14 protein-coding genes are annotated in these 13,693 nt (G+C 57.7%); all 14 read right to left on the bottom strand.

What is annotated here, in order from left to right:
* Nucleotide 1: 1 nt before the first annotated feature.
* Nucleotides 2-1,267, bottom strand: coding sequence for a histidine--tRNA ligase (gene hisS / locus QU667_RS03620; RefSeq protein ID WP_304987964.1), 1,266 nt, complete (start codon nucleotides 1,265-1,267; stop codon nucleotides 2-4).
* On the bottom strand, nucleotides 1,267-2,772 hold the full coding sequence (gene hemZ / locus QU667_RS03615) for a coproporphyrinogen dehydrogenase HemZ (protein ID WP_304987963.1): 1,506 nt from the start codon (nucleotides 2,770-2,772) through the stop codon (nucleotides 1,267-1,269). Before hemZ ends, hisS begins: the two co-directional genes overlap by 1 nt.
* The gene (locus QU667_RS03610) at nucleotides 2,769-3,251 is read right to left on the bottom strand and encodes a Fur family transcriptional regulator (RefSeq protein ID WP_304987962.1); all 483 of its coding nucleotides are present in this window, start codon (nucleotides 3,249-3,251) and stop codon (nucleotides 2,769-2,771) included. The genes hemZ and QU667_RS03610 overlap by 4 nt, the downstream gene beginning before the upstream one ends.
* A gap of 139 nt (nucleotides 3,252-3,390) precedes the next feature.
* Nucleotides 3,391-4,845 (bottom strand): beta-Ala-His dipeptidase, encoded by a 1,455-nt coding sequence (gene pepD / locus QU667_RS03605; protein ID WP_304987961.1) that lies wholly within the window; start codon nucleotides 4,843-4,845, stop codon nucleotides 3,391-3,393.
* A 99-nt stretch (nucleotides 4,846-4,944) separates the two neighbouring features.
* Nucleotides 4,945-5,415 carry an FMN-binding protein gene (locus tag QU667_RS03600; protein ID WP_304987960.1) on the bottom strand — a complete coding sequence of 157 codons (471 nt, stop codon included), beginning with the start codon at nucleotides 5,413-5,415 and terminating at the stop codon, nucleotides 4,945-4,947.
* The gene (locus tag QU667_RS03595; RefSeq protein WP_304987959.1) at nucleotides 5,415-6,077 is read right to left on the bottom strand and encodes an ABC transporter ATP-binding protein; all 663 of its coding nucleotides are present in this window, start codon (nucleotides 6,075-6,077) and stop codon (nucleotides 5,415-5,417) included. The genes QU667_RS03600 and QU667_RS03595 overlap by 1 nt, the downstream gene beginning before the upstream one ends.
* Before the next feature lie 17 nt (nucleotides 6,078-6,094).
* Nucleotides 6,095-7,228 carry an ABC transporter permease gene (locus QU667_RS03590; RefSeq protein ID WP_304987958.1) on the bottom strand — a complete coding sequence of 378 codons (1,134 nt, stop codon included), beginning with the start codon at nucleotides 7,226-7,228 and terminating at the stop codon, nucleotides 6,095-6,097.
* Between the two features lie 3 nt (nucleotides 7,229-7,231).
* On the bottom strand, nucleotides 7,232-8,515 hold the full coding sequence (locus QU667_RS03585) for an ABC transporter permease (RefSeq protein WP_304987957.1): 1,284 nt from the start codon (nucleotides 8,513-8,515) through the stop codon (nucleotides 7,232-7,234).
* A gap of 24 nt (nucleotides 8,516-8,539) precedes the next feature.
* The gene (locus tag QU667_RS03580) at nucleotides 8,540-9,805 is read right to left on the bottom strand and encodes a DUF2318 domain-containing protein (RefSeq protein WP_304987956.1); all 1,266 of its coding nucleotides are present in this window, start codon (nucleotides 9,803-9,805) and stop codon (nucleotides 8,540-8,542) included.
* Between the two features lie 121 nt (nucleotides 9,806-9,926).
* Entirely contained in the window at nucleotides 9,927-10,493 is a 567-nt protein-coding gene (locus QU667_RS03575; RefSeq protein WP_304987955.1) for an iron transporter, read from the bottom strand.
* A 222-nt stretch (nucleotides 10,494-10,715) separates the two neighbouring features.
* Complete coding sequence (locus tag QU667_RS03565) at nucleotides 10,716-11,912, bottom strand: FTR1 family iron permease (protein WP_304987954.1); 1,197 nt, start codon at nucleotides 11,910-11,912, stop codon at nucleotides 10,716-10,718.
* Nucleotides 11,913-11,945: 33 nt separating this feature from the next.
* The gene (locus tag QU667_RS03560; protein ID WP_304987953.1) at nucleotides 11,946-12,593 is read right to left on the bottom strand and encodes a TonB family protein; all 648 of its coding nucleotides are present in this window, start codon (nucleotides 12,591-12,593) and stop codon (nucleotides 11,946-11,948) included.
* Nucleotides 12,594-13,004, bottom strand: a complete 411-nt coding sequence (locus QU667_RS03555; protein ID WP_304987952.1) for an ExbD/TolR family protein — start codon at nucleotides 13,002-13,004, stop codon at nucleotides 12,594-12,596.
* A complete protein-coding gene (locus QU667_RS03550; protein ID WP_304988398.1) occupies nucleotides 12,994-13,581 on the bottom strand; it encodes a MotA/TolQ/ExbB proton channel family protein in 588 nt (195 codons plus the stop codon). Before QU667_RS03550 ends, QU667_RS03555 begins: the two co-directional genes overlap by 11 nt.
* Nucleotides 13,582-13,693 lie beyond the last annotated feature (112 nt).

Here is a 13,693-nt window from a genome sequence, read left to right as displayed (position 1 = left end):
CTCAGCCCTTCACCTCAGAAATCAATCGTTTTACCATATCGTCAAGAGAATATGTCTCCTGCGTGCTCTCCATCATATCCCGCACAACTGCCTCATGCCTCGCGAGTTCATCCTCGCCGAGAATAACGGCATAGCGTGCACCGGACTTGTTCGCCTGTTTCATCTGCGCCTTCATGCTGCGCCCCGCATAGTCCATCAGAGTACATACACCGCCCTGCCGCAGATCGTGCAGCAGCGGGAACGCAGCCGCTGCCGCAGTCTCCCCGAGCGCGATGAGAAAGACATCCGCCGCAGGGGGAGGCTCCGGCAGGAGATGCTGCTGCTCCAGTGCGAGCAGCACGCGCTCCAATCCCGCCGCAAATCCGACCGCAGGCGTCGGACTGCCGCCGAGCTCCTCGACAAGCCCGTCATAGCGACCGCCGCCCGCAACAGCACTCTGCGCACCGAGCGGCGGATAGGCGATCTCAAACGCCGTCCGCGTGTAATAGTCCAAACCGCGCACGAGACGTGGATCAAGCTCGTACGTCACACCCGCATTCGTCAGATGCGCCTGTACCGCCTCAAAATGTGTGGAGCACTCCGCGCACAGGCAGTCCGTAATCGCAGGTGCGCCCGCCATAAACGGCTTGTCTGCGTCCGCCTTGCAGTCGAGAATCCGCAGAGGGCTTCGCGTGTAGCGATCCTGACAATCGCCGCAGAGCGCGGGCAAATGCTCCTTGAAATACGCCTGCAAACGCTCCCGATAGACGGGGCGGCAGTTCGGACAGCCGACGGAGTTCAGCTTGAGCGTCAGCCCCTTTAGACCAAGTGTCGTGAGGAAATCGTACGCGAGCAGAATCGCCTCGGCATCCACGGCAGGACTCTCTCCGCCGATTGCCTCCACACCGAACTGGTGAAACTCGCGCATACGCCCCGCCTGCGGGCGGTCATAGCGAAACATCGAGCCGATGTAAAAGAGCTTCTGCAGCCCCCCATCCGCATAGAGTTTGTTCTGCAGATAGGCGCGCACGGCGGATGCCGTATTCTCCGGGCGCAGTGTCAGACTGCGGTCGCCGCGGTCGGTAAAGGTATACATCTCCTTGTCCACGACATCCGTACCGTCGCCGATCCCACGCTGAAACAGCTCCGTGTGCTCAAAGACCGGCGTACGGATCTCGTGGTAGCCATAGCGGGCGCAGAGATCGCGGATGACGTTCTCCACATGTGTCCACGCACCCACCGTATCGGGCAGTATGTCCTTTGTTCCCCGTGGCGCATTCGTCAGCATCAGGGCGTTTCCTCCTCGTACTCCGCACGCAGGAGCGCACGGCGTTTTTCCATATAGATGTCAATATCGCGCAGATAGGTCACGAGATCCTTTGCGTTGAACACCGCGTGCATACGACCGCTGCGGATGCCGAGCACCTTTGTCGTAGCGGCGCCGCCGATGCCGATGATCGTCTGCTGCTCCTCCATGATCTGAATGTTGTAGATGCTCTCGGCACCTGCGCGGGCATAGCCGACATTCTCAAGATCGCCGCTCATATAGCCCTGCCGATAGAGATAGTACGGGCGGTAACCCGCTGCCTCCACAGCACGTACGGCGACCTCACTCATGCGCAGGGTCTCCGCATCCGAGGGCAGCGCGACGTGCTCCGTCTCCATCCTGCGCCTGAGATTCGAGCCGCGCTTGAGGGCAAGTGCATGAACCGTGATGTCATCGGGCGCAAGTGCCGTCACCGCCGCCATCGTCCGTGCCACATCCGCCGCCGTTTCCCCCGGCAGTCCCAGAATCACATCCATATTGATGTGTACATCGAATGCCGCGCGGATCTCATGCACCATACGCACAACATCATCGGGTGTGTGATTCCGCCCGATGCGCTCCAGCGTCTTTGCCTGCATCGACTGCGGATTGACACTCACGCGCGTCACCGCGTGCTCTTTCATCGCTGCAATCTTCTCCGCGCTCATACTGTCGGGGCGACCTGCCTCTACCGTGAACTCCGCAACCGTTGACCCATAAAAGGCATTATATACCATTTTGAGCATTTCGGCAAAAAAATCATGCGGCAAACTGGTCGGCGTGCCGCCGCCGATGTAAATACTCTCGACCGTCAGCCCGAGTGACCGCACATCCTCTGCCGCCGCGGCAAGGTCACGCGCAAGCACATCCATAAAGGTGCGCAGCTTCTTCTCCGACGGGAGCAGATTCGACGGAAAGGAGCAGTAGAGGCAGCGCGAGAGGCAGAACGGAATACCGACATAGATGCTCACCGTTCGCGCATCGCTGTGCGCGAGAAACGGCAGCTGACGGACGGCAACATCCGTGATGAGCCGTGCCTTACCCGCGCTGCAATCGTAGTCCTCGCTGAGACGCGCAACGATTTCCTCGGGGATCATCCCCGCACGCAGCCAGCGGTGGACAATCTTCGTCGGACGCACCCCGTGGAGAATGCCCCACGGCGCAGGTGCCAAAGCGAAACGCGTGCGAAAGAATGCGTAGACATTTCGCTTGATGCCGCGATGTACAGCAGCACGCGGCATTTCGTCCGCCTTGCCGTCTGCGGAAAATACGAATTTCTCACACGCACCGTCATTGGCAAAGAGGAATACCTCTGTCATGACAGAAGGCGGCTCACAGCCCGACTGCCGATTCACCACCGACAGCTGGGCGTAATCCGCCTCCCCTGTCCGCCCGACGATCTCCACCTTGAAGAGCGTCAATACCTCGCGGACGATTTTGACAATGACCTCGGCGCTGCTGTTAATTGTGAGCGACCGGATTTTCACGCCTTTTTCTGCTGCTCCTGACATTTCTTACAGATCCCGAAGAACTTCGCCTGATGGTTCTCCACCTTGAAGCCCGTTTTCTTAAAGATGTCCTCTTCGAGATGGTCGAGCATATCCTCCTCGAACTCCGAGATCTCCTTGCACTCCGTGCAGATGAGATGATGATGAAAATGCTGATTCGGATCAATCGGGTTCAGCTCGTAGGAGTACGAACCCTTATTGCGCTTGTCAAATTCCTTGCCGAATTCGATCTTCTGCAGAATTCCGAGCGACACGAGAATCTCAAGGCTGCGGTACACGGTCGCAAGGCCGATCTCCGACTCTGTGCCGCGCAGGATGTCATAGATCTTCTCCGCGCTCAGATGCTCGCTCGGATGATCGAGGATCACCTGCAGGACGATCTGCCGCTGCGGTGTCATCTTGCGCTGCGTTGCCTGCAGACGTTTTTTCAGATCCTCCATTGTGTAGGTCTCTGCCATATTTTTCCCTCCATGTGTTATTGCAGGATAACTCTCCAATATATAATCACAATCAATGAGAATAGTATAGCACAGTGTACATCTTTTTTCTATAGAGATGAAAAACTAATTGAGAATGTTCATGGCGGTATCGTGCGGGCTATGCCTTTTCCTGCGAAATGCGGCGCAGCGTTTCCATCATCAGCTTCGCCTCCGGCACAATCGTCGCAACCTCGACGCGCTCATCCGGTGTATGGATGCCCGTCGATGTCACACCGATGGACACCATGTCGAGGTCCGGATTCTTCGCTGCGTGCCAGCTTGTTTCAAGCCCCGCATGGATGCTCTCAACCGTCATTTGCACACCATCGTTGTGTGCAGCATAGACCTCGCCCATGATCTGCGCGAGACGGCTCTCCGCACGCTCACGCCATGCGGGCGACTGTGCACCCACCGCGAGATTAAAATTCGTGAGCTCTGCCATCGTTCGCGCCATCGCAGCGATTTCATCCAGACGCTCATTCACCGAAGAACGCGGGAAGAACTGAACACATACCTCGTTTTCATCCATATGGAGAACGCCGAGATTTGCCGAGGTCTCGACCTTGTCCGCATGAAGGTGCGACATATCGTACACCCCCGTACGAAGGAGTGTGAGCAGGGCGATGAGGTCGTGCTGCTCCTCCGCACCGACCACGCGCCCTGTATGCGCCACCGTCTTGAACGCGAACTTCATCGCAGGATCGACCGTACCGTAGAGCGCATGGAAACGCTTTTCTTCCTCCACAAGCACGTTCACGATTTCACGCTCGACGATGCCCGTTCGGATAACCGCCTCTGCCGTCGGAGGGATCGCATTGCGCGCCGTGCCGCCCGTGAACGTGACAAGCTCAATTTTTCCGTGCTCCTCAAGAGCCTGCAAGGCAAGCGCGAGTGTCCGGATCGCGTTGCCGCGTCCGTCACCGATGCGCTCGCCCGAGTGCCCGCCGAGAAGTCCCTCCACGGAGATGTGGTAGGCGGGCAGCTCCGACACCCTGCGCGAGAGCGTGCGTGAAAAGTCGAGGTTGACACTGCCCGCACTGCCAACGGTCATGATATGATAATCCTCGGAGTCGCAGTTGATGAGAAAACGTGCATCCTTCAAATGGTCGGCAGAGAGATGACGCGCCCCCGACATCCCCTGCTCCTCATCCACCGTAATGATCGCACGCAGTGCTCCATGTTCTTCCGCGTACTGCATCGCCGTCAAAATCTCCGCAACACCGATGCCGTCGTCGCCCCCGAGACTCGTCCCATCCGCCGTCAGAGCTTTCTCCGTGCGCACGAGTTTGATCGGGTCGGTCAGCGGATCGTATGCAACTCCCGGCCTTGCGACGCAGACCATGTCCATATGTCCCTGCAGGATCGTGCGCGGCGCAGCCTCGCAGCCCTTTGTCGCAGGGAGTTCCGCGATAATGTTCAGAAACTCATCCTGCGTCACCTTGCAGCCGATCTCCCCGAAGCGCTTCTTCAGATAGTCGCTGACGGCTTTCTCATGCCCCGACGGGCGTGGGATGTGCGTCAGCGCCTCAAATTCTGAAATAACCGTCTCCAATAATTTTGCATCGTCTATCATCATATTCCTCCTGACTATATCACGCTCTTTATTCTACCACATATGAAGAGAAGCCGCCATACAAGATGTATGACGACTTCCATTTTATCTGTATACGATTTACTTCTTCGCCGCTTCGACCGCCTTTGCAACGGCTTCGTTAAACTGGTCATAACTGACGGTTGCGCCCGCGATGGCATCGACCTTCGCGAGATCCTTCTTTGACTCAAGCTGGCTTGCATACGAGCCGATCGCCTTGTAGGCGTTCTGCGCCTTTTTGCGCACGCCCTCGGGCTTGTCCGCGCCGTAGTTCTCGTCCTTCACCTTGCCGTCCTTGTCAAAGCCCGTATGAACGACCTTGGTAATCGCTCCGCCTGCAATCGTCAGTTCGACGTGTGAATGCCCGAGCTGCGGATGCTCTGCGCTGTCTGCGGAAAACGTTCCGTCCTTCGCGCCCGTCAGATCAATCGACACCGCCTGTGCGGCAGGCTTCGCATCGTTTTTCGGTGCTTCCTTTTTCTCATCGCCGCAGCCCGTGAGCATCACACCAACTGAGAAAAGTACAGCTATTCCCAATACGCTTTTCTTCATCATTCCGCCGTCCTTTCACGCATATGCCCATGTTCGATGATGACGCAGCGCTGCGCCTCCTCGCCGACCTCGGCGGAGTGGGTCACGGTGAGGATCGTATGTCCCTCATCGTGCAGCTCATGGAAGATCTTCATGACGAGCTTCTGGTTCTTCTCGTCGAGGTTGCCCGTCGGCTCATCCGCAAGGATGAGGACGGGATAGTTGATGAGGGCGCGCGCGATACAGACGCGCTGCTGCTCACCGCCCGAGAGCTGACTGGGCAGGTGGCTCGCACGGTCGGCAAGTCCGACACGCTCCAACGCCGCCATCGCTTCGTCACGATCGGGCATACTGTGGTAATACTGGGCGACCATGATGTTTTCAACCGCCGTAAGGTACGGGATCATGTGGAACTGCTGAAAGACAATGCCGATCTTGTCACGGCGGTAGCGCGTCAGTTCCTCCGGCGTCGCATCGGTCAGCACATCGCCGTCGAGGATAACCTCGCCGCTCGTCGCGCTGTCCATACAGCCGATGATGTTCATGAGCGTGGACTTTCCCGAGCCGGAGGGACCCATAACGGCGAGCCATTCGCCTTTTTCCACCTTCAGATTGACATCGTCCAGAGCGAGCACCTTCTCGTTGTACGCCTTGGAGACGTGCCGCAGTTCAAGCAAACTCATTGCTTTTTCCTCCTAACTCATTCGCCGCGCAGGATGATTGCGGGATCAACATTCGTTGCAATACGTACCGGCAGAAGCGACGCAAGCCCCGTGACAAAGATGGACATGACGAGTGCAACGACGACGATGGTCGCCGAGAACTCAATCCCACGCCCGAATACGTTGACACTGACACTCTGTGCAAAGAGATAGCCGAAGCCCGAGCCGAGCACGCCGCCGAGCGCACCGAGGAGGCACCCCTCGCCGAAAAACTCCGCGACAATGTGACGGTTGTCCGCGCCGAGCGCCTTCTTCAGACCGATTTCACGGCGACGTTCCGTCACAATCGCCATCATCGTCGTCGAAACACAGATGAGCGTCAGGACGAGGACAACGACGGTGACGATGAGCACGAGCGCTTGAAGTTTCCCGAGCACCGTCCCCTCCGACTGCGCAATCTGCTTGACGAGCTGGGGCTGAACCCCGGGTACATCCGTGCGTATCTTTTCCTCGGCACGTGCCAGCTCATCCTGCCCCGCAACGACGGAAACCTGCGCGAGGCTCAACTCACCGGGACGCCCCTTCATACTCTGCATCTCGGGCAGCGAAACAAAGACGAAGTTCTCTTCGTTCCCACCCGTGCGGACAATGCCGGACACACGGTAGTCACTCACAATCGTCCCCTCACCGCCCGAAACGGTAATCGTATCGCCGGGATTCACACGCAGCTTTGCCGCGAACTCCGCTCCGAGCAGGATCTCCTTCTCCCCCGGTGTCGGCCAGTCCCCACGGATCTGCCAATAGGGGCTGACCTCCTGCAGCACGGCGAAGTCCGTGCCGCCCGCCATCACCGTCTGATGGTTGATGAGGAGCGTATCATACAAAAATGGAGTGATGCCGACGATCTCATAGCCCGCGAGGGATTTGCGTACGGCGGCAATCGAATCCTCCTGAATCATCCCCTTATCCGTACCCGGCAGGATGAGAAGGTTCGCACCGTAGGCACGGAACGCCCGCCCCATCTGTTCGGGGACTTCCTTGTAGACCGTAATCATGCCCGAGATGATCGTCGCGCCGATGGCGACAGCGAGAAGCGCGATTGCCATGCGCGCACGCCGCCGCAGCAGGGAGTTCGCGACCATGATAAAGAACATTTTATATCGATTCATCATTCATCACCTGCCATAGAGAACCTCTGCCGGCTGCAGCGACAGAAGCATACGGATCGCGGGCACGCTCCCGATCACGAGCACGAGCGACATGAGCACGGCGATGATCGGGATAACATACGGATTCACCGCAATGCCCGAGCCAAAGACATTCTCGCCGATCAGCTGGGCAAAGCCAAGCCCCACGACATAACCGAGGATGCCGCCCATAATCCCGGCGATAAAGATCTCTGCCAGAACGGAGAGCACGACCGCAATATTGGTTGCGCCAAGCGCCTTCAAAAGTCCGAGTTCGCGGCTGCGCTCCATGATGTTCGCGCTGATGAGGTTGCTGACACCAAGGCTGGACGAAAGCAGCGAGAGCACCGTGATGAGCAGCATCAGCAGCTGTGTCTTGTCGAGGATCTTGCCCTCGGATTCGGCAATCTGACGGACGGGATGTGCCGCCGCGTTCTGCATAACCTCCTCAATCTGATAGGCAATCGAACCGACGTACGAAGTGCAGTACCAGATGTCATACTCCGACTGCGAGAGCGATTTCGGGTTCTCCGCCGCCTTGCGGGCGAGATCGTTCTCCGGCGTCGTCATCGCACTGACCTCGACCTGATCGATCTTACCCGCTGCATTTGCAAGACTCTGAGCGAGCTGGAGCGAACCGACAATCTGATTCTCCTCGTCGCCGCCGCCCGAAAGGATGCCCGTGACTGTCAGTGTGCCATCCGTGCCGTCCGGCTTTTTGTAGGAGAGCGTACTGCCCGCCGAAACGCCGAGCTTCTGCGCGAGCTTCGTGCCGACGAGCACCTCGTCCGCCTTTGTATCATCCGCCCAGTCACCGTCAACGTGCCACCACGACTTCATGAACTTCACACCCGTGGTGTACACCTCATCCGTCGGCAGCGTGAGGGTATGCTCGAACCACGTGCCAAAGAACGGAACCGTCCCGCCGTCCCCGAGCGTGACGTTCGTCGTCAGCGAGGGGGCGAATGCGACGATGTTGTTCGTCCAGAAAATCGTCTTGATGTTGCCGAGATCCGCTTCATCCAAATATTCACGATGCGTACTCGTCGTCGTTTCCACGCCGTAGAGATCCTTGAGCACCATCGAGTTGCGCGGCGTAACCGTGATATTTGCGCCGAACGCCTTCAGCTCCTGATTGACCTTCTCGCCGATGTCGAACATGACATTCAGCATGGCGGTCGCGAGCGAGACCCCGAGCGCAACCGTCAGTGCGATGAGGATGAACCTCCCGCGCTGGCGGATGAGCGCCCCTTTTACCATTTGCCAAAACATGGCTTTCCTCCTCTCATACCGCCATCAGCGGAAATGCACCTGTGCCGCTTCGAGCGTATCCGCCGAAATCTGCACCGCACCGCCTGCCACGCGATACTCCACGGGAATCGGATTGCATCCGCCGGGGAGGCCGATCGTCGCCTTGTTCATGACAACGTCACAAAGACGACAGACGATCTGTCCGTCGCGTTCGAAATAGCCCGTCGCACCGCAGATTTCACACGCGTCCAGCCCGACACCGAACGCGGAGCCGCCCTTTTGAACAACGATCACACGCACCTCCGTCCCGCTCGATGAGCGGAACGCATAGCGGTGGAGATGCCCGTCCGAAACCTCCTCCAGTGGGATCTGCACAAGCCCGTTCTCCGCCTTGATGGCGACCGCAGGAGCAAGTACGTCCTTCTTGTTCGCATACCAACCGCCCGCACTTGAGACGAGAATCGTCAGCACGAGCATCGCGAGAAGCCCCGTCCCCCAACGCTTGCGCCGAATCGCACGCGAGACGATCTGACGGTACTGCGCGGGATTTGCCCCGATGGGGCGCTCCGGACGCGGCTGCAAAAAGAGCGTGACAGGAACAAGGATCGAAACGAAATAGATGGCATAGATCACCATGTTCTGATGGTCGATAAAGGGCGCCATGATGGAGATGAGCGCCTGTGCACCGAACACCTGCCGTGCCATCATGACCGTCATGACAAAGATGATCTGCTGAATCGCCGTCGCGATGACTTGCACGGTAAAGACGAATACAAGCCGCCCGTGGTTGAGTGCCGCCGCCGCCTTGTACGCGAGGTACCCGGAGAGGAAGCCAAAGAAGATGCCGGCGACAAACCCAAGTATTTTAACGAAGAACACAAGCGTAAAATACTCGCCCATCGCCACCTGTACCGTACCGACGGGAATCAGCCAGAGTTCGAGTCCGTGATAGAGAAAGAGCCCCAGTGTCAGCGCCCCGACCGCAATGCGGAACACGCGCTCCTCCCCCGCCGTCCATACGCGATGGAGGCTGCGCAGGAGAATGATGCACAGAACAAGTGCCGCCGCAAGATCGAGGATGATCGCCATGCTCTCGAAGATCTCTCGATTGACCGCCGAACGTGTACCGACGCGAACCGCCGTCATGAAGATCGAGAGGAAGAACCCCCATTTCAGAACGCGCGTAAAGGTATGGCGAATGCTTTGATTCGGCAGGGGCAGAATAATTGCAAGCAAAATGCCAAGCGGCACGGCGAGCTTGATGCTCTCCTCAAGTGCCGGTACGAGCTCTTGTAGAAACGCCTGTAACATTGTAATAACCCTTTCCTACTAGAAAAGCCGCCATCCCCGCAGGACGGCAGCTGTTCTATGTTCGGCAGGACAGCGGCGAACACGGAAGAACCGTGTCGCTGCTGCCCGTGAGCAACGGAAATTACCACTTACGCGGAACGTAGTCGAACACCCAGTGCATCTTGACCGGCTCGGTCCAGAAACGCCCCGGAACGCCCGTCTCGGGATCGGTGTGGAGCATATAGTTCTGGCGTACGGGGCTGTCGATCGAGAAGTCGCAGTCATACGTGCCTGCGCCGAGCATCTTGACATTCGCGCCGTAGTGCGGGCCGTCGTCCGCGCTCATCGGCATGAACACGCCCTCGATGCTCTCGCCCGTCTCACGCTTCGTGAACTTGTAGTGCACCGTCAGATAGGGAATCCACTCGCCGACACCGAAGCCGCACTCGTTGCCCTCGGTTGCATGGATATCCGTCTCAATGTGAATATCCGCCTGATCCGCAGGAAGGCTCATGCCGCCATCCATCGTAACCGGCTGGAAGTATACGAGTGCAACCTTGAAGTGGTTCGTCGAATCCTCGATCTCGTCACCGATCGGGAACTCCTCGAACGCAGCTTCGCTGACATTCGCATTGATCGCGAACGTGGAGAATGCGACAGCGCCGATAGCAAGCGCCTTCTTGAGCAAACTGAGACCGGATTTCTTCATGGGATAATCCTCCTTAAAATGATGAAACACTGCTCCCTCTTGCGAGGAACTACAACTTAGGAATCGCTGATAAAATGAAGTCCGTCAGATTGGCGTAGATTTTTTCGTCCGAACAAGGAGGCAAACCGGACGCATAGCCAAAGCTATGTGGAGGATTTGCCGACACAGTGCGGGCAAAAAAGATGCGTCAAGATGGCGGTGCTGAATTTATCAGTGCTTCCCTTACGACTCTGCCGCAGCAGAGCGCTTTCTATATGATACCGCTGCGACAGCCGCGAGAATCAGCAAAAGCTGCGGCACAACGGTTTCATAGGTGGGATAAAGGCCGAGCAAATCAATGCTCGGAACAGGGATACTCTCAATGACCGAGGTGGAGATCACATCCGCCTCCTGCAATTCCTTGAGCCCGCCGCCAAGGAATGTAACCGCGAGCGCAAACATGAACGCGCTCGTCACCTTGAAGAACGGACCGATCGGGATGCGCAGTGCGCCGCGCTGCATGAGGAAGAAGAGCAGGGCAAGCGCCGCACACGCAGCGACAAAGCCGCCCCAGATCATATCGACATCACCGATGGCGTTGTTGAAGAGTGCCTGATAGAAGAGAATGACCTCCGCCCCCTCGCGGTAGACAGCGAGGAATACCGCAAAGCCGAGCGCGCGGGATTTGCCCGTCGAGAGCGTCAGCTTCACCTGACTGTCGATGTAGGACTTCCACGCCTTTGCATTCGACTTGCCGCCCATCCATGCGGATGTACCGAGAAGGACGAGTACGGCAAAGAGTGCGGTACAGCCCTCAATGATCTCACGCCCCGATCCCGTCGTCGACGAGTTGTCGAGCACGGCGACGAAGAGATATGCCGAGATAAAGCTCGCCACGATGCCGGCAATCCCCCAGTTGTAGACAATGGAGATTTCCTTCTCGTGCCCGGCGCGTCCGAGATAGGCGATGATGCCGACAAGCACGAGGATCGCTTCAACGCCCTCACGCAGAAGGATGAGGAACGCCTGCAGGAACATTCCCCAGCCGCCCGACTCGACCCCCTTGGTTTCAAGGGTCGTCACTTCCGTCTGAACCATATCGAGGAGTTTTTTCCCCTCAGCTTCCACCTCGGACTGCGGCGCACCCGAGCGGATCGCCTTTTTCAGTGTGTAGAACTGGTACTCCGTGAGGTTCGCACTCTTCGAGGAGATCCCGCTGCGCACCGCACTCTCAAGACCATCCTTTTCGTAGATGCCGTAGTAAATATCGTTGACGGCATCCTTCGCCCCCTCGGCGTTGCCCGTCCGGTAGATCTCATAGACCTGATCCAGCTGGACACCGATGCGGTCATGAATCTGCTGCCATGTCTGCGCAGCGTCCGTAGTTGCCGCCGGCAGGAGCAGAAAAAGTGCCGTGATAAATACAAAGAGTTTTCTCATGGGATTGTTCGTCCCCTCCCCTTTCCGCGCACACTATTTGATCTTGCGTGCGGGCTTCATGTTGAAATAAACAGGACACTGCATATCGGATTCCATCGCCTGTCCGTTGCGATCCTTCGCGGGCTCAAATTTCCATTGTTTCTCGACAATACGCCGCGCCATACGGTCATAGAGTGTGTTCCCCGAGGAAATTTGAATCTTCGTCCACATGACCTTGCCGTCCGTGCCGATATGCGCCGAAACAGCGATGCGCCCCTTGAACTCAATGACACCATAGGGCGGCTGCTCTGCGTGGAGAATTTTGCCCGGCATACCGATCTGCTTGCCGGTACCCGAGCTGAGCACCTTCGGGGCTTCCTTCTCGGGGGGTTCCTCGACTTCCTTCAGGATCTCTGTAATGGCTTCCTCGGGTACCTCCGCCTCGACCACGGCAGGTTCTTCTTCCTCCTGCTCAGGTTCGGGCGGCGGGGGCGGGGGCGGCGGAGGTTCCTCCTCCTGCTGCTCCTCCTCCGGCATCCCCAAGTCCTCCGCGAGTTCGACCCACTCCATCGGCTCCTCCTGCGGAGGTGTTTCAAGAGCCTTGAACACATGAGGGATGAGCACCATGAGGAAAAGCCACGCAACAATGTGGAAGAAGAACGCGAGGACAAAGGCGAGCCGCCAATGTGTCTGATAGTGCACTCAGACCCCTCCCGTCTCCGTCGCGATGGATACGTGGCGTGTCCCCGCCTCTTTCAGTGCGTCAAAGACGGCGACAACATACTGATAGTCCGCCTTCTTGTCACCGCGCACAACGAACACCGTATCGGGATCATCCTCAAGCTGTGTCTTGACCCGCGCCGTGAGTTCCCGCGTCGGTTCTTCGTCACGGTCAAAGAGGATCTTGCCCTCCTCCGTCACCGTGATGGAGACGATGTGCGGGCGTGTATCCTGCTTTGCGCTCGTCGCCTGCGGGAGATTGACCTGCACCGTGCTCGCGTTCACCATATACATCGTACTGAGCATAAAGAATACGAGCAGAAAGAGCATGATATCGATCATCGGGATAATCATGACGAGCGGTTCGCGCACCTCATGAAAATTACGACGCATGAGAACGACCTCCATCGTTTGCGGCAAAGCCGGCGAGCAGGGTATTCATCGTCTTTTCGAGCAGCGTCAGCATCGTATCCATACGCTGTGCGAAGTAGGTGTGTACAATGAGTGCAAAGATCGCGACGAGAAGTCCCGTCGCTGTTGCAATCAGCGCCTCTCCGATGCCGCCCGTAATCGCCATGGGCTGCCCCGCCTGCAGGTTGAACACGCTGAACGACTGGATCATGCCCGAGATCGTGCCGAGAAGCCCAAGGAGCGGCGCAAGCGTGACAATCGTCGAGAGATAGTTCAGACGCGCACGCAGGAGCATTGCCGCCTCGCCGTAGACCGCCTCGATGGTCATGGGAACATCCTCCCCCGCCGCACGCGCATCAACCGCACTCTGTATGAGATGGGCAACCATGTTGTCCTTCCCCTTTACAGCGGGTGCCACTTCATCCAGCTTCTTCTTGCGGAGCGCGGCGGCGACATCCGCCTCAAGGGCGCGCGCCCCCTGCGATGCACGGCGATAGAGCAAAAAGCGGTCAATCGCAATCGCTGCCACCGTGAGTGAGCACAGGAGCAGCAGATACATTACAGGTCCGCCTTTTTCAAAGAGTTCAGCACTGGTCAAAAAGAACACCTTCCTTGTCAAACGCGCAGTCAGCACGTAAAAACTCAATAGTTAAAGTGTACCATTGATAATG

This window comes from Selenomonas dianae, assembly GCF_030644225.1.
GTDB classification, from domain to species: Bacteria; Bacillota; Negativicutes; order Selenomonadales; family Selenomonadaceae; genus Centipeda; species Centipeda dianae.
This window is presented reverse-complemented; position numbering and strand designations above follow the sequence as displayed.